Here is a 23,245-nt window from a genome sequence, read left to right on the forward strand (position 1 = left end):
CGGCGTCGTCCAGGTTGCCCACGAGCGGGCGCACGCCGGCGGCTCGCAAGGCGGCCACGCGGTCGGCTGAAGACGTGAGCGCCACCAGCTGCATGCGCCCCCGCAGGTCGCGCGCAACGCGCTGGCCGACGTCGCCGCAGCCGACGATCAGGAGGCGCTCGCGCCGGAAGCGGGCCGGCAAGGCGCCGGAGGGGCTATTGATTGAAGGCAAAATCCTGTTCCTGTCCCAATTCAGTTGCTCCCGGGCTGTTCGCAGTGCCGGGAGATTACCCCTCGAAGAATACCGATGACTGCTACAGCGCCGCACGAAGCGGGCTTTTCCATCACCGTCGAGCCCAGTGGCCGCCATTTCGTGGCGCAAGGCGACGAAACCATCCTCGCAGCCGGCATCCGGCAAGGCATCGGCCTCCCCTACGGCTGCAAGGACGGCGCCTGCGGCTCCTGCAAGTGCAAGAAGCTCTCGGGCGAGGTCACGCTCGGCCCGCACCAGAGCAAGGCCCTGAGCGCCGAAGAGCAGTTGGCCGGCTTCGTGCTGACCTGCTGCGCCCATGCCACCAGCGACGTGGTGCTCGAGTCGCGCCAGGTCACCGAGGCCGGCGCGCTGCCGATCCGCAAGATGCCGGTGCGCGTGATGGCGCTGGCGCGCCAGTCGCACGACGTGATGATGGTGCGCCTGCAACTGCCGGCCGGCGAGCCGCTGCAGTTCTACGCGGGCCAGTACGTGGAGTTCATCCTGCGCGACGGCGCGCGCCGCAGCTACTCGATGGCCAATGCGCCGCACACCGTGAGCGTGCCGGGCACGGGCATCGAGCTGCACCTGCGGCACATGCCCGGCGGCAAGTTCACCGACCACGTGTTCGGCACGATGAAGGAAAAGGAAATCCTGCGCATCGAAGGCCCGTTCGGCAGCTTCTTCCTGCGTGAGGACTCCGAGCGGCCGATGATTTTGCTGGCCTCGGGCACGGGCTTCGCGCCCATCAAGGCGCTGCTGGAGCATATGCAGTTCAAGGGCATCTCGCGGCCCGTGTCGCTCTACTGGGGCGGCCGCCGGCCCGAAGACCTGTACATGGACGCCTGGGTGCGCGAGCAGATGGCGCAAATGCCCAACCTGCGCTACGTGCCCGTGATCTCCAACGCCACGCCCGACGACAACTGGACCGGCCGCACCGGCTTCGTCCACCAGGCCGTGCTGGAAGACTTCGCCGACCTGTCGGGCCACCAGGTCTATGCCTGCGGTGCGCCCATCGTGGTCGACTCGGCCAAGCGCGACTACGTGGCGCTGGCGGGCCTGCCCGAAGAAGAGTTTTTCGCAGACGCGTTCACCACCGAGGCCGACAAGGCCATCCCCTGAGACAAGACCCCAGAAAAATGAAAACGAGACACTTCCTGCTCACCCTGCTCGCAAGCACCACGGCCCTGCTGAGCGCCGGTCAGGCGATGGCACAGCAGCAGCGCCCCATCCGCCTCGTCGTGCCCTACGCGGCGGGCGGCCCGATCGACAACACCGCGCGCATCCTGGCCGAGAGGGTCAAGGACACGCTGGGCCCGGTCATCATCGACAACAAGCCCGGCGCGGGCGGCAACATCGGCGCCGACATCGTGGCGAAGGCGCCGGCCGACGGCCTGACCATCGGCATCGCGGCCACGGCCACGAACGCGGTGAACCCGTGGCTCTACAGCAAGATCCCGTTCAACGCCGCGACCGACTTCGCGCCGATCACGCAGATGGTCCGCGTGCCCAACGTGCTGGTGATGAACGCCGACACCGCCAGGCGCCTGAACATCAACACCGTGGCCGACCTGATCCGCTACGCCAAGGCCAACCCCGCCAAGCTCAACTACGGCAGCGGCGGCAACGGCAGCGCGGGGCACCTGGCGGGCGAGCTGTTCAAGAAGGAAGCGGGCATCTTCGCGCTGCACATTCCGTACAACGGCGGCAGCCCGGCGCAGCTGGCGCTGATCTCGGGGCAGGTCGACTTCAACTTCGACAACCTGGCCACCGCCGCGCCGAACATCCGCTCGGGCAAGCTGAAGGCGATTGCGGTGACGACGCTGCAGCGCAGCGGCGCGCTGCCCGAGGTGCCGCCGATTGCCGACACGCTCAAGGGCTTCTCGATCGACACCTGGTGGGGCCTGGTCGCTCCGGCCGGCACGCCGCACGACGTGGTCGTGAAGCTGAATCAGGCCTTCGTGGCCGCGCTGAATGCGCCCGAAACGAAGACGCGCTTCGCCGGACTGCTGGCCGAGCCGGTGGCCAGCTCGCCGGAGCAGTTCGGCGCGTTCATGAAGAGCGAACTCTCCAAGTACGAAGCCGTCGTCAAGGCGACTGGCGCCAAGGTCGACTAACTATTCGCCCAAGTAGGCGGCCCGCACGCGCGGGTCGCGCAGCAGTTCCTTGGCATCACCGTTCATGGTGATGAGCCCCGACTCCATCACGTAGCCGCGATCGGCCAGCTGCAACGCACGGTTGGCGTTCTGCTCCACCAGCAGGATGGTCACGCCCTGCGAGGCCACGGTCTGCACCACCTCGAAGATCTTGTCGCACATGATCGGCGACAGGCCCATGGTCGGCTCGTCCAGCAGCAGCACCTTGGGGCGTGCCATCAGCGCGCGGCCCATGGCCAGCATCTGCTGCTCGCCGCCCGACATGGTGCCGGCCAGTTGGTCCTTGCGCTCGCGCAGGCGCGGGAAGGTGACGAACACGCGCTCCATGTCCTTGGCGATCTCGGCCTTGTCCTTGCGGATGTAGGCGCCGATCTGCAGGTTCTCGGTGATGGTCATGCGCGTGAACACGCCGCGCCCTTCGGGCACCATCACCAGGCCCTCTTCCACCAGGTCCCAGGCGCCGCGGCCCTTGATGCTGCGGCCCAGGAACTCGATGTGCCCGGCCCCGGCCGGCAGCGTGCCGGTGATGGCCTTCATGGTGGTGGTCTTGCCCGCGCCGTTGGAGCCGATCAGCGAGACCAGCTCGCCCTCGCGCACCTCGAAGTCCACGCCCTTGACGGCCTGGATGCCGCCGTAGCCCACCTTCAGGCCGTTGACCTTCAACAGCGTCTTGCCGGCCGCCTTGGCCTGTGCCGCGCCGTCCATGGTTGCTTGTTCGCTCATCGTTGCTGTCGTCATTTCAGTGGCCTCCGGTGCCGAGGTAGGCCTCGATCACCTTCTCGTTCTTCTGCACGTCCGCCGGCGTTCCCTCGGCAATCTGCTTGCCGTAGTCCAGCACGGTGACGCGGTCGCACAGGCCCATGATGAGCTTGACGTCGTGTTCGATGATCAGGATGGTGCGGTTGTCGCGGCGGATGCGGTCGATGAGCTCGCGCAGCGCGACCTTCTCCGTCAGGTTCATTCCGGCGGCGGGCTCGTCGAGCGCGATGAGCTGCGGGTCGGTCGCCAGCGCGCGCGCAATTTCGAGGCGGCGCTGGTCGCCGTAGCTCAGCGTGCGCGCCTTGTAGTCGGCGAACTTGCCGATGCCCACGTAGTCGAGCAGTTCGTGCGCGCGGTCGGCAATGGCTTTTTCTTCGGCCTTGAAGCTGCCGGTGCGCAGCATGGCGCCGAACACGCCCGAGTTGGTGCGGATGTGGCGCCCGACCATCACGTTCTCCAGCGCCGTCATTTCGGCGAACAGGCGAATGTTCTGGAAGGTGCGCGCAATGCCGGCCTTGGCCACTTCGTGCACGGCCGTCGGCTGGTAGGGCTTGCCGGCCAGTTCGAAGGTGCCGCTGTCGGGCGTGTACAGGCCGGTGATCACGTTGAAGAACGTGGTCTTACCCGCGCCGTTCGGGCCGATCAGTCCGTAGACCTGGCCGCGCTTGATGGTGATGCCCACGTCCGAGAGGGCCTGCAGCCCGCCGAAGCGCTTGGAGATGCCGCGAACGTCGAGGATGGTGTCCGTTGTCGTCATGTTGATTCTTCCTCTCTGTGTTCAGGGGTTGATCGACATGGGACGCGAAGCCGCACCCGGCATTTCGTCGGCGGGCGAATCGATGCCCGGCGCATGGGTCTGCAACGAGCCCGGGGCCACGGCCGCGTGGGTCGGGTCGACGGGCACGCCGCCCTTTTTGGTCAGCGTCTTGCCATGCTCCGGCGACGGCCACAAGCCGCGCGGGCGCATCAGCATGATGACGATCATGGCCAGCGCAATGAACAGCTGGCGCAGGATGGACGCGTCCAGGCGGCCGTCGGTCAGCGACTGCAGCGGGCCGGCCACGTAGCGCAGCACTTCGGGCAGCGCGGCCAGCAGCACGGCGCCCAGGATCACGCCGGGCAGGTGGCCGATGCCGCCGAGCACGACCATGGCCACGATCATCACCGACTCCATCAGGCTGAAGGACTCGGGCGACACGAAGCCCTGGAAGGCCGCGAACATGGCACCCGACACGCCGCCGAAGCTCGCGCCCATGCCGAAGGCAGCAGCTTCATGTTGCGGGTGTTGATGCCCATGGCCTTGGCGGCGATCTCGTCTTCGCGGATGGCCATCCAGGCGCGGCCGATGCGCGAGGTCTGCAGGCGGTGCGAGATGATCACGGTGGCGATCACCAGCGCCAGGAACAGGTAGTAGTACAGCGACACCGACGAGATGGTGAAGCCGTCGAACTTCCATGCCTTGCCCAGGTCCAGGCCCCAGAACTTGATGGAGTCGATGGCCGTGATGCCCTTCGGACCGTTGGTGATGTTCACCGGCTGGTCCAGGTTGTTCAGGAACACGCGGATGATTTCGCCGAAGCCCAGCGTCACGATGGCCAGGTAGTCGCCGCGCAGCTTGAGCGTGGGCGCGCCCAGCAGCACGCCCAGGCAACCGGCCACCACCAGCGCCAGCGGTATCACGATCAGCAGCGAGGTGTGCATGCCGTTCGGGAACATCTGCGCGAACCACGGGAAGGTCTCGGTCAGGTGCGACGAACCCATCAGCGCGAAGAGGTAGGCCCCCACCGCGAAGAAGGCGACGTAGCCCAGGTCGAGCAGGCCGGCGTAGCGACCACGATGTTCAGGCCCAGGGCCAGCAGCACATAGAGCAGTGCGATATCGGCGATGCGCACCCATGCGTTGCCCTGCATCTGCAGCAGCAGGGGCAGCGCGAGCACGGCGATGATGCCGACGATGTAGAGAGCCAGGTTCTTGCTGTTCTTCATGATTCGCTGCTCCTTACGCGCGGTCCGCCACGCGTTCGCCGAGCAGGCCCGACGGACGCAGCGTGAGCATGACGATCAGCACGATGAACGCGAAGATGTCGCTGTAGTTGCTGCCCAGCACACCACCGGTGATGGTGCCGATGTAGCCCGAGCCGATGGCCTCGATGAGACCCAGCAGGATGCCGCCGACCACCGCGCCCGCGAGGTTGCCGATGCCGCCGAACACGGCCGCGGTGAAGGCTTCAGGCCAGGCAGGAAGCCCATCGCGTGTTGCGCGATGCCGTAGTTCGAGGCGTACATGACGCCGGCGATGGCCGCCAGCACGGCGCCGATGATGAAGGTGGCCGAGATGACCATGTCGGGGCGGATGCCCATCAGCGCGGCGACCCGCGGGTTCTCCGCCGTGGCGCGCATCGCGCGGCCCAGCTTGGTGTAGTTGACCAGCCACATGAGCACCACGAGCGAGAACGCCGTAACGCTCAGGATCATGACCTGCGTGGGCGAGATCACCGCGCCGCCCACGTGGATGGGGTCGGTGGGCAGCAGGTTGGGATACGCCTTGTTGGTCGGCTTCCAGATGATCATCGCCAGCGTCTGCAGCAGGATCGACATGCCGATGGCGGTGATGAGCGGCGCGAGCTTGGGGCTGTTGCGCAGCGGCCGGTAGGCCACTTTCTCGATCACGAAGTTCAGGGTTGCCGCGACGACGCAGGCAATGATCAACGCGATGAGGAGGATCAACCAGCCCGGTGTGTTGGGCATGCCGTCCTTCATGAGACCGATGATGGTCCAGCTCGTCAGAGCCCCCACCATCAACACTTCTCCGTGTGCAAAGTTGATCAGATTGATGATGCCGTACACCATGGTGTAGCCCAAGGCTATCAAGGCATACATGCTGCCCAGTACCAGACCGTTGATGATCTGCTGCAGCAAAATGTCCATAACGCGTTCCCTATGTGTTGCACCGTTGCGGGGTGCCATTCACCCACCGAAGCACCGGTTTGGCGCCCTCGGCTTGACAAGCAAAAAACCAGCCAACATGTGTCGCCGGCGGATTTGTGGGCGGGATTGTAGTCACGCCCCAGCGCTGATTTGGTGCGTGTTGACCGGGGTTTACCCGCTCACCTCATGCTGTATGCGCGTGGGGTCATGCACGGCTTGCGCGCATGTTGCAAGACAGTATCAGTCGTTGCCTTCGACGTTGCGGCGGCGCAGTTCGCGCAGCTTTTCGCCGATGCGGATTTCGAGGCCGCGCTCGACGGGCTCGTAGAAGACCTGGCCTTCCAGGCCGTCGGGAAGGTAGCGCTCGCCGGCGGCGAAACCGCCCTCCTCGTCGTGCGCATAGCGATAACCCTTACCGTAGTCGAGCTCCTTCATGAGCTTGGTCGGCGCATTGCGCAGGTGCATGGGCACCGGGCGCATGCTGTCCTTCTTCACGAGGGCGCGCACGGCGTTGTAGGCCTTGTAGACCGCGTTCGACTTGGGCGCGATGGCCAGGTAGACCACGCACTCGGCCAGTGCCAGTTCGCCCTCGGGGGTACCCAGCCGCTCATAGACCTCGGCCGCGTCGAGCGCGAGCCGCAACGCACGCGGATCGGCCAGGCCGATGTCTTCGCTGGCCATGCGCACCAGCCGGCGCGCCATGTAGCGCGGGTCGGCACCGCCGTCGAGCATGCGCACGAACCAGTAGAGCGCGGCGTCGGGGTCGCTGCCGCGCACCGACTTGTGCAGCGCGCTGATGGTGTCGTAGAACTGTTCGCCGCCCTTGTCGTAGCGCCGCATGCGCTCGCCGAGCACACGCAGGAGCCATTCGTCGGTGATGTTCGAGAGCTTCTCGGCGCGCGCGGCAACGGCCAGCGTCTCAAGCGTGTTGAGCAACCGGCGCGCGTCGCCATCGGCGTAGGCGACGAGACGATCGACCGCGGTGGTGTCGATGGCGGGCACGGCCTGGATGTCTTGCGCGCGCGCCACGATCTGCTTGAGGTCGTCTTCGTTGAGCGACTGCAGCACGTACACGGCGGCCCGCGACAGCAACGCGGAGTTGACCTCGAACGACGGGTTCTCGGTGGTGGCACCGATGAAGGTGAACAAGCCCGACTCCACGTGCGGCAGGAAGGCGTCCTGCTGGCTCTTGTTGAAGCGGTGCACCTCGTCGACGAAGACGATGGTGCGCTGCTGCGTGAGCCCGTCGCGCGCGGCGGTGGCGAGGTCGACCGCTTCGCGGATGTCCTTCACGCCGCCGAGCACCGCGCTGATGCTGAGGAACTGGGCGTCGAAGGCATCGGCCATGAGCCGCGCGATGGTGGTCTTGCCGGTGCCGGGCGGGCCCCAGAGGATGCAGGAATGCGGCTGCCCCGACTCGAAGGCGATGCGCAGCGACATGCCCGGCCCCAGCAGGTGCTGCTGGCCGATCACTTCGCCGAGCGTGCGGGGCCGCAGGCGCTCGGCCAGGGGTTGATGGGCGCTGGTGGCCAAACCGGTTCTACGCTTCTTCGGAGCTTATTGCTTGACGACATCGGCGCCGGCGGGCGCCTTGAAGTCGAACACGCTGGCCGGCAGCGACGGGTTCACTTCGACCTTGCTGAACTTGAGCACCGAGCGCTGGCCGAAGCTGTCGAGAATCTCGAGCGCCGCGAGCGCATCGCCCTGGAAGCCGACCTGCACGCTCTGCAACTGGCCGTCCTTGTTCTTCGGCGTGGCCTTGACCCATTGCAGGCCGTCGCGCTCGGGGGAGGCCTCGAGCGTGAAGTCGGCCTGCAGCGCCTTCAGGTCGGGCGCGGCGGCAATCAGCGCGGCGGGCGTGGAGCCCAGCGCCTGCGCCTGCGCGCGCTGCGTGACCTGGTTCAGGTCGCGTCGTACAGCCACAGCGTCTTGCCGTCGGCCACGATGCTCTGCGCGAAGGGCTTCTGGTAGTCGAACTTGAATTTGCCGGGGCGCTGGAATTCGAAGGTGCCGGTCGAGGTCTTGGTGCGGCCCGGCTGGCCTTCGCGCGACGGCGCGGTCACGGTCTGCGTGAAATCGGCGCGGCCGGACTTGACGGTCTTCACGAAGGTTTCGAGGCTTTCAAGCCCGCCGGCCCACGCGTTGGCGGAGCACAGAAGGCCGATCAATAGCCAATGACGCAATTTCAATTTGGATTCCTTGCTTGGAAAGCTGTGGCTTCGGGCTTCCACCCTACCCGCCACGAATTGCGGCAGGTGTAGGTCTTGATGAAGATTTGCAATGCCGGATGCGTGCATTTGCAAATTGCCTTTCAGCACGTAACCGAATCGGAAATATCGGAGATCGCCTCGCGAATTATTCCGCCGCGCGCGCGGGCACCAGAATTTCGCGCTGGCCGCTGCCGCTCATGGCGCTCACGAGGCCGGCCTTTTCCATGTCTTCGACCAGGCGCGCGGCGCGGTTGTAGCCGATCTTCAGGTGGCGCTGCACCAGCGAGATGCTGGCCTTGCGGTTCTTGAGCACCACCTCGACCGCCTGGTCGTACATCGGGTCTTTTTCGGCATCGCCGCCGCCGAGCATGTCGCCGTCACCGTCGCCGTCGACCGTGCCGCCTTCGAGCACGCCCTCGATGTAGTCGGGCTCGCCCTGGCTCTTGAGGTAGGCCACCACGCGGTGCACTTCCTCGTCGCTCACGAAGGCGCCGTGCACGCGCACCGGCAGGCCGGTGCCGCTGGGCATGTAGAGCATGTCGCCCATGCCCAGCAGGGCTTCGGCGCCCATCTGGTCGAGGATGGTGCGGCTGTCGATCTTGCTCGACACCTGGAACGCGATGCGGGTCGGGATGTTGGCCTTGATGAGGCCGGTGATCACGTCGACGCTGGGGCGCTGCGTGGCCAGGATCAGGTGGATGCCGGCGGCGCGCGCCTTCTGCGCGAGGCGGGCAATGAGCTCTTCGATCTTCTTGCCGACCACCATCATCAGGTCGGCCAGCTCGTCGATGACCACCACGATGTGCGGTTCGCGCTTGAGCGGCTCCGGATCGTCGGGCGTGAGGCTGAAGGGGTTGTAGATGAACTCCTCGCGCGCCTTGGCTTCGTCGATCTTGGTGTTGTAGCCAGCCAGGTTGCGCACGCCGAGCTTGCTCATGAGCTTGTAGCGGCGCTCCATTTCGGCCACGCACCAGTTCAGGCCGTGGGCCGCCTGGCGCATGTCGGTGACCACGGGCGCCAGCAGGTGCGGAATGCCTTCGTAGACCGACATTTCGAGCATCTTCGGGTCGATCATGAGCAGGCGGACGTCGCGTGCCTCGGCCTTGTAGAGCAGCGAAAGAATCATCGCGTTGATACCCACCGACTTGCCCGAGCCGGTGGTACCGGCCACCAGCACGTGGGGCATCTTCGCGAGGTCGGCCACCACGGGGTTGCCGATGATGTCCTTGCCCAGGCCCATCGTGAGCATCGACTTGCCCTCGTTGTAGATCTGCGAGCCCAGGATTTCGCTGAGCTTGATCGACTGGCGCTTGGCGTTCGGCAACTCGAGCGCCATGTAGTTCTTGCCCGGGATGGTCTCGACCACGCGGATCGACACCAGCGAGAGCGAGCGCGCCAGGTCCTTGGCCAGGCCGAGGATCTGCGAGCCCTTGACGCCGGTGGCGGGCTCGATTTCGTAGCGCGTGATGACGGGGCCCGGCGAGGCGAGCACCACGCGCACCTCGACGCCGAAGTCCTTCAGCTTCTTCTCGATCATGCGCGAGGTCATCTCGAGCGTGTCGGCGGAAACGGTTTCCTGGCGCGCCTGCGCGGCGTCGAGCAGGTCGACCTGCGGCAGCTTGCTGTCGGGCAGCTCCTTGAAGAGCGGCTTCTGGCGCTCCTTGACGACGCGATCGCTCCTGGGCACTTCGGTCATCGCGGGTTCGATCTGCACCGGTGGCGACGGCGCGCGCCGCTTGGCGGGCGGCTCGATATGGATCTCGTCTTCGTCGTCGGCGAAGGCGTCGGGCGACGCGGGGGCCATGGACGGCTCGCTCTTGCCGCCGCCGCGCGTGAACACGGGCTCGTCGGCCTCGGCGCGCTCGCGGGCGGCCTGCTTGCCCATGGCGATGTCGGCGGCCATTTCGCGCTTTTCGCGGCGCGATTCGAAGAGCGAATAGGCGCGCGCGCCGATGCGCTCGGCGATCAGGCTCCATGAGAAGCGGAACACCAGCGCCGAACCGATCACGCCGCCGGCAATGGCCACCAGCGCCGAACCGGTGAAGCCCAGCCAGCGCACGCTGAAGGGCCCCACCAGCACGCCGATCGCGCCGCCGCCGGGGCCCGGCAGATGGCCTTCGAGCCGGTACAGGCGCGACCATTCGAGCATGGCGCTGGCGCACAGCAGCAGCACGAGGCCGAACCAGAAAGCCAGGCGGCTGCGGTTGAAGCGCCCGCGCGGGGGCTGCGGCTCGGCGGCCGACGCGGATTCACCGCCGCGCAGCCAGCTGGCCAGCGACGACAGCCACGCGCGCAAGCCCGCGGCAAGGCACCACCAGACGGAATAGCCCGCCGCGAAATAGCTGCCATCGGCCAGCCAGGCGCCGATGCGGCCGCCCCAGTTCTTGATTTCGCCGCCGGTGCCCGAGGTCGACCAGGCGGCGTCGGAAGGCGTGAAGCTCAGCATCGCGAGCAGCCAGAACAACAGTGCCGCGAAGCCGGCGATCAGCGTGATTTCGTGGGCGAAGCGCATGGCGCGCACGCGCACGGGTTGCCCATCGGCAGCGGAAGAAGATTGAAGCGTATTGAGCGAATAGGTCATGAAAAACACGGCGCCCGGTCCAGAAAATCGGGGGCCGGACGCACGAACACTACAACAAAAGGCCGGGGCCGCCAGCGGCGGGCCCGGCCCCGGAGGCTCAAGCCAGGGACAGGAGCCGTTCCTTGACGATCATCGACCCGTCGTCCTGGGTCTGCACGAAGCCGCGCTCCTCGAGGTCCTTCATGACGCGGCTCACCATTTCGCGCGAGGCGCCGACCATCTTGGCCAGGTCCTGGCGGGAGATCTTGTCGCGCACCTTGAGGTTGCCCGCGCCGTCCTCGATGGCGAACTCGAGCAGCGAGCGTGCGACGCGGCCATACACGTCCATCAGCGCCAGCGACTCGATCTTGCGGTCGGCGTGGCGCAGGCGCTGCACCAGGCCGCGCATGATGTTGTAGGCCATCGAGGAGTTCTCGGGCAGGCAGCGCGCAAAGGCGTCGCGGCCCAGCATGAGCACGTCGCACTGGATTTCGGTGCGCACGGTGGCCGAGTGCGGTTCGTCGTCGATCAGGCTCATCTCGCCCAGGTAGTCGCCGGGGTGCAGCGTGGCCAGGATGACCTCGCGGCCGCGGCTGTCCGCGCTGGTGACGCGGGCGCGCCCCGTCAGGATGATGTAGAGCGCATCGGACTTCTTGCCCTGCTCCACGACGACTTCCGCGCGCTTGAAGCGCTTCTTGATGATCGCGTCCGCAATGCTGGCGGACTGCGTGGCCGTCAGCGACGCGAACAATGGAACGCGCCGAAGCAATTCGAGGTTGGACAGCATCGACATTTATCAATCCCTGCTACGGCGCGCGGCGCAGCCCAAAAGGCAAGCCAATGGATTACTACAATCGCGCGCATTGAAAACACCGTTCACCCGGTGTTGAACCGGGCGGTGATACTCCATATATATCGCTACCACCCTGAAAATGTACACGCTGAATCAGCGTATATCCTAGGTTTTCTACTCATGTCCGCTCCCCAACACGCCAAGGTTTTGATTCTCGGCTCCGGCCCCGCCGGCTATACCGCCGCCGTCTACGCAGCCCGCGCAAATCTCAAGCCCCTGCTCATCACCGGCATCGCCCAGGGCGGCCAGCTGATGACCACCACCGAGGTCGACAACTGGCCGGCCGACGTGCACGGCGTGCAAGGCCCGGAGCTGATGCAGCGCTTTCTGGAGCATGCCGAGCGCTTCAACACGCAGATCGTGTTCGACCACATCAACAAGGTCGACCTGAGCAAGCGCCCCTTCACCCTCACCGGCGATAGCGGCACCTACACCTGCGACTCGCTGATCATCGCGACCGGCGCCTCGGCCAAGTACTTGGGCCTGGACTCGGAAGAAAAGTTCATGGGCCGCGGCGTCTCGGCCTGCGCGACCTGCGACGGCTTCTTCTACCGCGAGCAGGAGGTCTGCGTGATCGGCGGCGGCAACACCGCGGTCGAAGAAGCGCTCTACCTCTCGAACATCGCGAACAAGGTCACGCTGGTGCATCGCCGAGACAAGTTCCGCGCCGAGCCCATCCTGATCGACAAGGTCATGGAGAAGGTCGCCGAAGGCAAGATCGTGCTGAAGCTGCACAACGAGCTCGACCAGGTGCTGGGCGACGACACGGGCGTGACCGGCATCCGGATCAAGAACACGCAGACCGGCGCCACCGAGCAGATCGACCTCAAGGGCTGCTTCATCGCCATCGGGCACCACCCCAACACCGACATCTTCCAGGGCCAGGTCGAGATGAAGGACAACTACATCCTGACCCGCTCGGGCCTGCAGGGCTTCGCCACGATGACCAGCATTCCGGGCGTGTTCGCCGCCGGCGACGTGCAGGACAACATCTACCGCCAGGCCATCACCAGCGCCGGCACGGGCTGCATGGCCGCGCTCGACGCGCAACGCTTCCTGGAGCAGGACGGAACGCAGTAAAGCCCGGCTGCGGCCAAACGGGCTATAATCCTAGGCTTTGCCGAAATACGGCTCTTTCGAGAGTTCCGGCAAAGTCGGGGTACCGCCACCCGTTTCTGGCGAGGTCAAGCTGCAAAACACCCTGCAATCGCCACGATTGCGCCGGTGCCAGCTGTTCAAGAAAGAGTGTCCACATGGCACGCGTATGCGACGTAACGGGCAAAGGCCCGATGGTCGGAAACAACGTTTCCCACGCCAACAACAAAACCAAGCGCCGGTTCCTGCCGAACCTGCAATATCGCCGTTTCTGGGTCGAGACTGAAAACCGCTGGGTTCGCCTGCGCGTTTCGAGCGCTGCACTGCGCCTGATCGACAAGAACGGTATCGACGCCGTGCTCGCAGACCTGCGCGCACGCGGCCAAGCTTAAGGAGCTGAATCATGGCAACGAGCAAAGGCGGACGCGAAAAGATCAAGCTGGAATCCACCGCGGGTACCGGCCACTTCTACACGACCAGCAAGAACAAGAAGACGATGCCTGAAAAGATGTCGATCATGAAGTTCGACCCGAAGGCACGCAAGCACGTCGAATACAAGGAAATCAAGCTGAAGTAATTCAGCCCTGGTTTTCCCAAACAAGAAACCCGCTGCTCACCCAGCGGGTTTTTTGTTGCCCGTCGATTTGCAATGCCATGCATGCAATACACAAAAAGGCGGACACAAAAAAGCCGACCCTGGGGTCGGCTTTTTATTGAAGCGTGAAAGCGATCGCTCGGTCTCAGGCACGTGCCGCGCGCAGGCGCGTGGAGAAGTCACGCAGGCCGGCAATGCCGCTGGCCTCGGCGCGGTGGCACCAGGCCGCCAGGTCGGCCGCCAGTTGCTCGCGCGATTGCGAGGTGTTCAGCCAGAGCTGGCGCAGCTCTTCGCGCATGGTGACCATCTTGTCGAGCACCGGGTGGGCGGCGCGGGCCTGCGAGACGTGCGTGCGGGCCGAAGCAGGCACCTTGTCGTCGTCGCGGTGCAGCCAGCGCTTGGCGGCCTTGAGCACCGACAGGTCGGCACCCTTGGTCTTCAGCGCGTCCAGTTCCTGGCTGGTGGCGCGGCGCATTTCGCGCGCGTAGCCGGCCATGACTTCGTAGCGGTTGGCAATGACGGCCTCGAGCGTTTTCTCGTTGGCCACGGGCTGGATGTCGCCCATCAGCATCTTCGGCGGCACCTTCTTGACCTTGGCCCAGCCGATCTTCTGCATCATCTGGATGTAGATCCAGCCGATGTCGAACTCGTACTTCTTGACCGAGAACTTGGCCGAGGTCGGGTAGGTGTGGTGGTTGTTGTGCAGCTCTTCGCCGCCGATGATCAGGCCCCAGGGCATGATGTTGCGGCTGGCGTCGGGCGCCTCGAAGTTGCGGTAGCCCCAGTAGTGGCCGATGCCGTTGATGATGCCGGCGGCGGTGATGGGGATCCACAGCATCTGGACCGCCCACACGGCCATGCCGAGCGTGCCGAACAGCGCCAGGTTGATGATCAGCATCAGGCCCACGCCCTGCCAGCTGTAGCGGGTGTACAGGTTGCGCTCGATCCAGTCATCGGGGGTGCCGTGACCGTAGCGCTCCATCGTTTCCTTGTTCTTGGACTCGGCACGGTAGAGCTCGGCACCGCGCCAGAGCACTTCGTCGATGCCCTTGACCTGCGGGCTGTGCGGGTCGTCCACGGTTTCGCACTTGGCGTGGTGCTTGCGGTGAATGGCAACCCATTCCTTGGTCACCATGCCGGTGCCCAGCCACAGCCAGAAGCGGAAGAAGTGCGACGGAATCGGGCCCAGGTCCATGGCGCGATGGGTCTGCGTGCGGTGCAGGAAGATCGTGACCGCGGCAATCGTGATGTGCGTGGTGACGAGCGTATACAGCACGACTTGCCACCATGCGATGTCCCACAGGCCGTGTCCGAGCCATTGGATGGCCGCATTCAGAACGGCGGAGTCAGGAAGCAACATTGAGTCAGGTACTCCATGGCCACACGAAGGTGCAGCCTTCAGATAACCCGCGATTTTAAAGGGGTGGGCCTAAAACAAAGCCTTTAAACCTTCAAGAAAAGCGCAGATTAACCCTAGTTTGGAGTACCGCCTCTATTTGCGGTTCCACACGGCGGCAAAGAAACCGTCGGTCGCATGGCGGTGCGGCCACAGCCGCAGGTAGCGCCGAGCGCCCTCCCCGCCGGCGCATAGCGCCTCGAAACCCTCGACCTTCAGGCCTTGCAGCAGTTCCGCGGCATCCACGGGCTCGAAATCGGGGTTGGCGGCGCTGAAAGCCTCGGCAATGGCCTCGTTTTCTTCCGGCAACACGCTGCACGTGGCGTAAACCAGACGGCCACCCGATTTCACGAGCCGGGCCGCGCTTTGCAGAATGGCCGTCTGCTTGACCGTCAGCTCCTCGACCGATTTGAGCGACTGGCGCCATTTCAGGTCCGGATTGCGGCGCAGCGTGCCCAGCCCCGAGCACGGCGCATCGACCAGCACGCGGTCGATCTTGCCCGCCAGGCGCTTGACGCGGTCGTCGCGCTCATGGGCGATGGCGGCCGGGTGCACGTTCGACAGCTTGCTGCGCGCCAGCCGCGGCTTGAGCGCGTCGAGCCGGTGCGCCGAGGTGTCGAAAGCGTAGAGCCGACCGGTGTTGCGCATCGTCGCGCCGATGGCCAGTGTCTTGCCGCCGGCACCGGCGCAGAAATCGACCACCATTTCGCCGCGCTTGGCGTCCAGCAGCAGGGCCAGCAGTTGCGAGCCTTCGTCCTGCACCTCGACGGCGCCGCGGGCAAAGGCGTCCAGCTTGGTCAGCGCCGGCTTGCCGTCGATGCGCAGGCCCCAGGGCGAGAACGGCGTTGCTTCAGATTTGATAGCAGCCTTGGCAAGCTCCGCCTTCACGTCCGCGCGCTTGTCGGTCAGCGCATTGACGCGCAGATCGAGCGGCGCCGGCTGCTGCAGGCTCTCGACCAGCGGCCAGAAGCCGTCGCCCAGCTGGGCCTTGAGCGGCGCGACCAGCCACTCGGGCAGGTTGTGGCGATGGCGCTCGAGCAGGTCGTCGGGCTTCACGGCGTCGCAGTTGTCGAGCCAGCGCTTTTCGGTGTCGTTCAGCGCGCTCTTCAGGAAATCGCGCGGGCCGTGAAAGCCCAGGATCGCCATGCGGCGCTCCTTGGAGCCGGAGCCCGAGGGCGAGAGGTGGTCGAACAGCAGCTTCTTGCGAAGCACGGTGTAGACGGTCTCGGCGAGCGTCGCGCGTTCGCGCGGGCCGAACTCGCGGTGGTCGCGGAAAAACCGCGAAACGACCTGGTCGGCCGGGTGATCGAATTTCAGGACAAGGCCGACCAGATCGGCGGTGGCCTCCAACAGGGCTTTGGGATGCATCCCCCGATTGTCTCAGCCAGCCGGGTCGGCGGTCCGAAGGGCTATGCGCTGCGCGTCCAGACTGTCCCGAAAGCTTCGCGCTCGATGTCCTCCAGCGTCGGCGAATGGCCGACCCACAGCACCAGCGCGGCGCCCGGCAGCGTGAGCGTCTGCTCCAGCTGGCGGCACATGTGCCAGCGGTCTTCGTCGTCCAGGCCGGGCAGCTCGATGAACACGACGTAGGCGCGGCGCCACGGAAATTCACGCAGGTTCTTGCGCACCAGCCAGGCCCGCGAGGCGGGAAGGCAGCGCACGAGGTCGGCGCGCAGCTCGCCCAGCTCGTAGTCGTTCAGGTCGTGGCGCGAGATCTGGCTGAAGAACGGCGTGCCCGTGATCTCTTCCCAGGCGCGCGCCTCGGCCTCCTCCGCCTCCTTGAGCCGGCCGCGCCACAGCTTGAGCGCCTCTTCGTCGTGCGGCCCCGCGTCAGGGTCTTCGAGCGAGGCGACGGCGCTGCGCGACGCCCACCAGCGGCTGGCGGCACCGGAGCCATGCAGGCGCTCGAGCACGGCCAGCCGCGCCCCGCGATCGCTCGCGGGCAGCATCTGGACCAGTCCCCGCAGCGCGCCCGGGTGTTCCGGTGCAATGCGCAATGCGCTCTCGTAACGGGTTCGCACCGCCGCCGACGGGTCGAGCCGACGCTCGGAGTCGGCCCACTCGACCATTTCGTCCGGCGTGTTGCGCTCGCCGCGCGCGGCCAGCACCTCGATGCGCTCGCGAATGCGCGACCGGTGCGCGTGGTGCTGCTTCCAGTCGGCGGCGTGGGCGCGGCGCCAGCGGTTGTCGAAATGCTCGATCCACTTCTTGCGGTCGACCAGGAGGTCCAGGGCCGAGCGGGCCGACCACTCGGGCAGCGCCGCCTTCTGATTCAGCGCCTCCAGCCGGTCGCGCAGCACCGGGTGCGTGTCTTCCAAGTCGCTGACGCGGCGCATCGCGTCACGCAGCGCCTGGCGCGCGAACGCATCGGCCGGCGGCGTGCGCACGCGCTTGCGCAGCGCGGCGAACGGGCCCGGCGGCTGCGGTTCGTGCTCGGCGCGCGCCCAGTGCCAGGGCCAGAACTCGTTGGCGTACCAGTTGCCCTTGATGGCGATCTCGGTCAGCGCCGCGGCGGCGACCGAGGTGCCCAGCAAGCGGCCCGAAATGCGGTCGGCCTCGTACTCGTCCTGCCGGGCCAGCGCAAAGGTCTTGGCCGCGAAGCGCGGAAAGTACCAGCGAAAAAAGGCCTGCGAGAACAGCGCCATCACGCCTTCGTCGCTTTGCAGGCTGGCGTCCAGCTTGAGCCACGACAGCCGCGTGCGGTAGATCCAGGCGCTCAGCCTGCCGTGGTTGCCGCGCAGGTGGCCGTACTCGTGCGCCAGCACCGACAGCAGCCGCCGGCGGTCCAGCATCATCAGCAGCGGCAGGCCGATGTTCAGCGAATTGACGGCGCCGCCGAACAGCCCGAAGCGCGGCACCTGGCGGATGCTGGCGTTGAATTCGTCGTCGAGGTAGACATGGTGGACGGGCGGCCCCTTGATCTTGCCGCGAATGCGGTCGAGCGCCTCGAACAGCGCCGGCGCGTCCTCGCGCGACAACTCCAGCCCCTCGGGCTCGTCGAAGCGCACCCAGAGCGCGCGCAGCGTGGCCCACAGCAGCCCCGCCGCGAACAGCAGCAGCCAGCCGCGCGTGAGATTGAAGCGGGCGTGCCCGAGCGATGCCAGCACCCAGACAATGATGCCCACCGCCAGCGCCAGGCAACCGAGCACCCACAGGTAGCCGAGCGCGGCAAAGGCCGCGACGCTGCGTCGATAGCGCGCACTGTCGTCCGCACTGGCATGCTCGCTCAGTCGAACCAGGTGAACAAAATCAGCGCGATCCATCCAACTCCCGTCCAATCAAGCCTGACAGTTTTCTGAAGAAAGAAACCCCGTTGAACAACGACAACGACCTTCCGCCCCTGATCGAGACACCTCCGGGCCGCTACCGCCACTACAAGGGCGGTGAATACGAGGTGCTCGGCACCGTGCGCCACAGCGAGACCCTGGAACCGATGACGCTGTACCGCGCCTTGTACGGAGCCCACGGGCTCTGGGTCCGGCCCGCCGCCATGTTCGGCGAAACCATCGAGTTCGACGGCAAGCGGCAGCCGAGATTCACACCGATCCAGCCCGCCGGGCCGGCCTCCCCCGCGCTGCCCGGCTGAACGGCGTCAGCCGCAGTGCGCTTCGGTCACCCGGTTGCGCGCATCGACGGTGAGATTGAGCCGTCCGCCGTTGAATTCCATCGTCGCCGCCTGGCCTGGCTTCAGCACGCGCGACGTGCCGGCGCCGGCGCGCACGCGGGCGGCCGACTCGAGCTGCTGCGTCAGCGGCTGGCCGACGGCAAAACGGGCGCCGTCGGCGTTGCATTGATGGACCGGTTCCGGCGGCGGCACCGGCGCGGCGGCCACGGGCGCCGGAGCGGGTGCGGGCGCAGGTGCCGGAGCGGTGCAGCCCGCCAACACGACGACCATGCCGGCAACGGACAGCAACAGCGACTGGATCTTCACTTCGGACTCCAAAAACGCGCGAACATAAACAATTCTAAGGTTTGTGACTCAATGTATCCAACAACCATCCGGCGATGGCACGTGGATACAACAGATGCTCCTGCGCCAGCACCCGGCCGGCCAGGGTGGCCGCCGTGTCGTCGGGCAGCACCGGCACCACGGCCTGCGCCAGGATCGGGCCGTGATCGAGCTCGGTCGTCACCTGGTGCACGGTCACGCCGGCCACCTTGCAGCCCGCCTCGATGGCGCGCTGATGGGTGTGGAGCCCCGGAAACGCCGGCAGCAGCGAGGGATGGATGTTCACCAGCCGCCCGGCGTAGCGCCCCACGAAGCCCGGCGTCAGGATGCGCATGAAGCCGGCCAGCACCACCAGCCCCGGTGAATGGGTGTCGACCACTTTCGCCAGCGCCTCGTCGAAGGCCTCGCGGGTCGCGAAGTCCTTGTGCGGCACCACGGCGGTGTCGATGCCGTGTGCCTTGGCAATGGCCAGCCCGCCGGCGTCGGCCTTGTTGCTGATGACGGCGGCAATGCGGGCGCCGAAGCGCTCGGCCCAGCGGTCGCGCTCGGCGGCGCGCACGATGGCCGCCATGTTGGAGCCGCCGCCGGAGATCAGGATCACGATGTTCTTCATGGGAGGCGGGATTATCCGTGGCGCGCCCCGCTTGTCGCCGCGCGGACACCGTTTCACAGCACGACCGTGCTAAAACTCGAAGTTCCGGAGACAAACCGCGTCTGCGGTGAACCGATCAACACAGCGAGGCACGCATGGATTTGAGCTTCACACCCGAAGAACAGAAGTTCCGCGAAGAGGTTCGCGCCTGGGTCAAAGAAAACCTTCCCCAAGAGATTTCGCACAAGGTGCACAACGCGCTCGAACTGACGCGCGACGATTTGCAAGGCTGGGCCAAGATCCTCGGCAAGAAGGGCTGGCTGGGCTACGGCTGGCCGAAGGAATTCGGCGGCCCGGGCTGGACCGCCGTCCAGCGCCACCTGTTCGAGGAAGAAACCGCGCTGGCCGGCGCGCCGCGCATCGTCCCGTTCGGCCCCGTCATGGTGGCCCCGGTGATCATGGCCTTCGGCAATGCCGAGCAGCAAAAGCGCTTTCTCCCCGGCATCGCCAGCGGCGAAGTCTGGTGGAGCCAGGGCTACAGCGAGCCGGGTTCGGGTTCCGACCTGGCCTCGGTCAAGACCAAGGCCGAGCGCAAGGGCGACAAATACATCGTCAACGGCCAGAAGACCTGGACCACGCTCGGCCAATACGGCGACTGGATGTTCAACCTCGTGCGCACCAGCAACGAAGGCAAGCCCCAGACCGGCATCAGCTTCCTGCTGCTCGACATGAAATCGCCCGGCGTCACGGTGCGCCCGATCAAGCTGCTCGACGGCGGCCATGAAGTGAACGAAGTGTTCTTCGACAACGTCGAAGTCCCGGCCGAGAACCTCATCGGCGAAGAGAACAAGGGCTGGACCTACGCCAAGCACCTGCTCTCGCACGAGCGCACCAACATCGCCGACGTGAACCGCGCCAAGCGCGAACTTGAGCGCCTGAAGCGCATCGCCAAGAGCGAAGGCGTGTACGAAGACCAGCGCTTCCGCGACGAGATCGCCAAGCTCGAAGTCGACATCGTCGCGCTCGAGATGATGGTGCTGCGCGTGCTGTCGGCCGCCACCTCGGGCAAGAACTCGCTCGACGTGGCGGGCCTGCTCAGATCCGCGGCAGCGAGATCCAGCAGCGCTACAGCGAACTGATGATGCTGGCCGGCGGCGCCTACTCGCTGCCGCTGATCCGCGAGGCGATGGAAGCCGGCTGGCAAGGCAACTTCCCGGGCGGCAACCCGGCGCTCGCGCCGCTGACGTCGACCTTCTTCAACATGCGCAAGACCACCATCTACGGTGGCTCGAACGAAGTGCAACGCAACATCGTCGCGCAGACGGTTCTGGGCTGAGGAGACACGCAATGGATTTCAATTTTTCCGACGACCAGGAACAACTGCGCGACGCCGTTCGCAAGTGGGTCGACAAGGGCTATGACTTCGAGCGCCGCCGCGGCATCGAGGCCAAGGGCGGCTTCTCGCGCGAAGCCTGGGACGAACTGGCCGAGCTCGGCCTGGGCGGCCTGTACATCAGCGAAGACGACGGCGGCCTGGGCATGGGCCCCGTCGCCGGCATGGTCGTGATGGAAGAGCTGGGCCGCGGCATCGTGCTGGAGCCCTTCGCGCAGACGCTGATCGCCGGCGCGGTGCTCGGCGGCTACGCGGGCGCCGACCTCAAGGAAGGCTGGCTGCCGCGCATCGCCGGCGGCCAGGCCATCGTGGTGCTGGCGTACCAGGAGCGCAAGGCGCGCTACCGCCTGGACGTGTGCGACGCCCACGCCGCCAAGAGCGGCAACGGCTGGTCGCTGAACGGCGCCAAGAGCGTGGTGCCCGTGGGCGACGAAGCCGACGCGTACCTCGTGCCCGCCAAGGTCGACGGCAAGATCGCCCTCTTCCTGGTCGAGCGCAGCGCCAGCGGTGTCGAAGCCCGCGGCTACGGCACGCAGGACGGTGGCCGCGCGGCCGAGGTGGTGTTCGACAAGGCCGACGCCACGCTGGTCACGCTCGACGGCCTGGCCGCGCTCGAGCACGCGGTGGACGTCGGCATTGCCGCCACCTGCGCCGAAGCGGTCGGCGTGATGGACAAGACCGTGGCGCTCACGGTCGACTACATGAACCAGCGCAAGCAGTTCGGCGTGGCCATCTCGACCTTCCAGGCGCTGCGCCACCGCGTCGCCGACATGAAGATGCAGCTCGAGCTCGCACGCTCGATGAGCTACTACGCCACGCTCAAGCTCAACGCCCCGGCGGGCGAACGCCGCCAGGCGATGGCCCGCGCCAAGTACCAGCTGGGAACGTCGATGCGCTACGTGGCCGCCAACTCGGTGCAGCTGCACGGCGGCATCGGGGTGACGACGAATACATCGGCAGCCACTACTTCCGCAAGCTCACGCAGATGGAAATGACCTTCGGCGACACGCTGCACCACCTGGGCGAAGTGTCCGCGCGCATGCAGGACACGGCCGGCGTCTTCGCCTGACGGCCTTTTTCCCCTAGCATCCAACGCCCGCCCGCCTTTGCGCCGGCGGGCGTTTTCACTTGGAAACCCGCTCCCAGGAACGAAACATGCAATCCCGCCGCACCCTTCTTGCCATGGCCGTCATCGGGACAGCCGCCACCGCCATGCTGACCGCCTGCGCCACCTCCCCCAGCCCGTCGCCTTCGTATGCCGAACGCCCGCCCATCGTGTTCGTGCACGGCAACGGCGATTCGGCCGCGCTGTGGCAAACGACGATCTGGCGCTTCGAGTCCAACGGCTGGCCGGCCGACCGGCTGTTCGCCTTCGACCAGCCCAACCCGCTGGCGCGCGACGACGATGCCGTGGCCCAGCCCGGACGCAGCTCGACCACCGAGTCGGCGGTGTTCCTCAAGGCCCAGGTCGACAAGGTGCTCAAGGCCACGGGCGCCAGCAAGGTGGTGCTGATCGGCAATTCGCGCGGCGGCAACACCATCCGCAACTACGTGCAGAACGGCGGCGGCGCGGCCGTGGTGAGCCACGTGGTGCTGGGCGGCAACCCGGCGCACGGCATCTGGGCGGTGAAGGCCTTCCGCGAGAACAACGAGTTCTCGGGGCTGTCGGGCTTCATGCAGCAGCTCAATGCGCCCAAGGGGCCGAACGGCGAAGAGGTCACGCCCGGCGTGAAGTGGCTCACGCTGCGCTCCGACAACAACGACAAGTACGCGCAGCCCGACGGCGTGTGGATCGGCGCGCCCGGCAAGCCGACCCACATCGGCTTCGACGGGCCGGCCCTGAGGGGCGCGACCAACGTCGTGCTGCCGCGCGTGGACCACCGCGAAACCTCGTTCTCGCCGGCCGCGTTTGCCGCGACCTGGCAGTTCCTGACGGGCCAGGCGCCGCGCGGCACGGCCATCACGCCCGATGCAAAGGTCGTGCTCGACGGCCGCGCGATCGGCGCCGAAAACCTCTCGCTGAACGGCGGGCAGGTGACGGTCTTTGCGGTAGACCCGGCCACGGGCGCACGGCGCGGCGACGCGGTGCACACCAAGTCCATCGGCGCCGACGGCCGCTGGGGCCCGTTCACCGCGCGCGGCGACACGGCGTATGAATTCGTGCTGAGCGCGCCCGGCTACGGCATCACGCACATCTACCGCAGCCCGTTTCCGCGCGGCAGCAACGTCGTGCAGCTGCGGCCCGAACGCATCACGCCGGCCGACAACGGCGCGAGTTCGGTGGTCGTCTTCACGCGTCCGCGCGGGTATTTCGACGCCCAGCGCGACACCATGCGCTTCGACGGCAAGAGCCCGCCGGCGGGCGTGCCGCCCAAGGGTGCCGGCGTGTCGACCTCCAGGCTGCGCCTCGAAGGCGGCGGCGCCCCGCGCGCGGTGACCGGCGAATTCAACGGCGAGCGCATCACCGGCCTGACGTGGCCTGCCGCGAGCGAACACACGACCGTGCTCGAGCTGACCTACTGAGGCGCCCC

Annotated in this window: 18 protein-coding genes and 5 pseudogenes; 9 read left to right on the plus strand and 14 right to left on the minus strand. The window is 66.5% G+C overall.

The genetic code is table 11. The features are described from left to right. Positions 1-211: NAD-binding protein (locus BMG07_RS09945; protein ID WP_198084428.1), on the minus strand; the 211-nt coding region annotated here is incomplete at its 3' end. A 75-nt stretch (positions 212-286) separates the two neighbouring features. Between BMG07_RS09945 and BMG07_RS09950 the strand changes: the two genes are divergently transcribed. Together BMG07_RS09950 and BMG07_RS09955 are read left to right on the plus strand one after the other, a co-directional pair. After that, entirely contained in the window at positions 287-1,351 is a 1,065-nt protein-coding gene (locus BMG07_RS09950) for a CDP-6-deoxy-delta-3,4-glucoseen reductase (RefSeq protein WP_198084429.1), read from the plus strand. Positions 1,352-1,368: 17 nt separating this feature from the next. Then, positions 1,369-2,346, plus strand: coding sequence for a tripartite tricarboxylate transporter substrate binding protein (locus tag BMG07_RS09955; protein WP_198084430.1), 978 nt, complete (start codon positions 1,369-1,371; stop codon positions 2,344-2,346). Here the strand turns inward: BMG07_RS09955 and BMG07_RS09960 are convergent, their stop codons facing one another. From BMG07_RS09960 to BMG07_RS09995, 8 genes and pseudogenes are all read right to left on the minus strand, one after another. Beyond that, a complete protein-coding gene (locus BMG07_RS09960; protein ID WP_198084431.1) occupies positions 2,347-3,108 on the minus strand; it encodes an ABC transporter ATP-binding protein in 762 nt (253 codons plus the stop codon). 16 nt (positions 3,109-3,124) lie between these two features. Continuing rightward, the gene (locus BMG07_RS09965; RefSeq protein WP_198084432.1) at positions 3,125-3,901 is read right to left on the minus strand and encodes an ABC transporter ATP-binding protein; all 777 of its coding nucleotides are present in this window, start codon (positions 3,899-3,901) and stop codon (positions 3,125-3,127) included. Positions 3,902-3,922: 21 nt separating this feature from the next. Next, positions 3,923-5,129 (minus strand): annotated as a pseudogene (locus tag BMG07_RS09970) (branched-chain amino acid ABC transporter permease). Positions 5,130-5,142: 13 nt separating this feature from the next. Continuing rightward, positions 5,143-6,071 (minus strand): annotated as a pseudogene (locus BMG07_RS09975) (branched-chain amino acid ABC transporter permease). A 240-nt stretch (positions 6,072-6,311) separates the two neighbouring features. Continuing rightward, positions 6,312-7,604, minus strand: a complete 1,293-nt coding sequence (locus BMG07_RS09980) for a replication-associated recombination protein A (protein WP_198084433.1) — start codon at positions 7,602-7,604, stop codon at positions 6,312-6,314. 24 nt (positions 7,605-7,628) lie between these two features. Next, a pseudogene (gene lolA, locus BMG07_RS09985) lies at positions 7,629-8,260 on the minus strand (outer membrane lipoprotein chaperone LolA). A 166-nt stretch (positions 8,261-8,426) separates the two neighbouring features. Continuing rightward, the gene (locus tag BMG07_RS09990) at positions 8,427-10,862 is read right to left on the minus strand and encodes a DNA translocase FtsK (RefSeq protein WP_198084481.1); all 2,436 of its coding nucleotides are present in this window, start codon (positions 10,860-10,862) and stop codon (positions 8,427-8,429) included. Positions 10,863-10,959: 97 nt separating this feature from the next. Then, a complete protein-coding gene (locus BMG07_RS09995; RefSeq protein WP_126023131.1) occupies positions 10,960-11,634 on the minus strand; it encodes a Crp/Fnr family transcriptional regulator in 675 nt (224 codons plus the stop codon). Between the two features lie 180 nt (positions 11,635-11,814). On the opposite strand from BMG07_RS09995, the gene trxB reads away from it, so the two are divergent. From trxB to rpmG, 3 genes are all read left to right on the plus strand, one after another. After that, entirely contained in the window at positions 11,815-12,774 is a 960-nt protein-coding gene (gene trxB, locus BMG07_RS10000) for a thioredoxin-disulfide reductase (RefSeq protein WP_198084434.1), read from the plus strand. 173 nt (positions 12,775-12,947) lie between these two features. Continuing rightward, the gene (gene rpmB, locus BMG07_RS10005; RefSeq protein ID WP_007830293.1) at positions 12,948-13,181 is read left to right on the plus strand and encodes a 50S ribosomal protein L28; all 234 of its coding nucleotides are present in this window, start codon (positions 12,948-12,950) and stop codon (positions 13,179-13,181) included. 11 nt (positions 13,182-13,192) lie between these two features. Further along, a complete protein-coding gene (gene rpmG / locus BMG07_RS10010) occupies positions 13,193-13,366 on the plus strand; it encodes a 50S ribosomal protein L33 (RefSeq protein WP_007830291.1) in 174 nt (57 codons plus the stop codon). A 163-nt stretch (positions 13,367-13,529) separates the two neighbouring features. Here rpmG and BMG07_RS10015 read toward each other — a convergent pair whose 3' ends face one another. The 3 genes from BMG07_RS10015 to BMG07_RS10025 form a co-directional block, all read right to left on the minus strand. Then, positions 13,530-14,744 carry a fatty acid desaturase gene (locus tag BMG07_RS10015; protein WP_198084435.1) on the minus strand — a complete coding sequence of 405 codons (1,215 nt, stop codon included), beginning with the start codon at positions 14,742-14,744 and terminating at the stop codon, positions 13,530-13,532. 132 nt (positions 14,745-14,876) lie between these two features. After that, entirely contained in the window at positions 14,877-16,148 is a 1,272-nt protein-coding gene (locus BMG07_RS10020; protein WP_198084436.1) for an RsmB/NOP family class I SAM-dependent RNA methyltransferase, read from the minus strand. A 41-nt stretch (positions 16,149-16,189) separates the two neighbouring features. Then, positions 16,190-18,043 (minus strand): M48 family metallopeptidase, encoded by a 1,854-nt coding sequence (locus tag BMG07_RS10025; protein WP_198084437.1) that lies wholly within the window; start codon positions 18,041-18,043, stop codon positions 16,190-16,192. 50 nt (positions 18,044-18,093) lie between these two features. Between BMG07_RS10025 and BMG07_RS10030 the strand changes: the two genes are divergently transcribed. Next, a complete protein-coding gene (locus BMG07_RS10030) occupies positions 18,094-18,366 on the plus strand; it encodes a DUF1653 domain-containing protein (protein ID WP_198084438.1) in 273 nt (90 codons plus the stop codon). 6 nt (positions 18,367-18,372) lie between these two features. Here BMG07_RS10030 and BMG07_RS10035 read toward each other — a convergent pair whose 3' ends face one another. Both BMG07_RS10035 and purN read right to left on the minus strand, forming a co-directional pair. Further along, the gene (locus BMG07_RS10035; protein WP_198084439.1) at positions 18,373-18,711 is read right to left on the minus strand and encodes an I78 family peptidase inhibitor; all 339 of its coding nucleotides are present in this window, start codon (positions 18,709-18,711) and stop codon (positions 18,373-18,375) included. Positions 18,712-18,745: 34 nt separating this feature from the next. Continuing rightward, the gene (purN, locus tag BMG07_RS10040) at positions 18,746-19,342 is read right to left on the minus strand and encodes a phosphoribosylglycinamide formyltransferase (protein WP_198084440.1); all 597 of its coding nucleotides are present in this window, start codon (positions 19,340-19,342) and stop codon (positions 18,746-18,748) included. 134 nt (positions 19,343-19,476) lie between these two features. Between purN and BMG07_RS10045 the strand changes: the two are divergent. The 3 genes and pseudogenes from BMG07_RS10045 (at position 19,477) to BMG07_RS10055 (ending at position 23,237) form a co-directional block, all read left to right on the plus strand. Then, positions 19,477-20,657, plus strand: a pseudogene (locus tag BMG07_RS10045) (acyl-CoA dehydrogenase family protein). 11 nt (positions 20,658-20,668) lie between these two features. Further along, positions 20,669-21,783, plus strand: a pseudogene (locus BMG07_RS10050) (acyl-CoA dehydrogenase family protein). Positions 21,784-21,869: 86 nt separating this feature from the next. Then, complete coding sequence (locus BMG07_RS10055; protein WP_198084441.1) at positions 21,870-23,237, plus strand: alpha/beta fold hydrolase; 1,368 nt, start codon at positions 21,870-21,872, stop codon at positions 23,235-23,237. Positions 23,238-23,245: the final 8 nt, after the last annotated feature.

Source organism: Variovorax sp. E3 (assembly GCF_016082275.1).
Taxonomy (GTDB): Bacteria; Pseudomonadota; Gammaproteobacteria; order Burkholderiales; family Burkholderiaceae_C; genus Variovorax.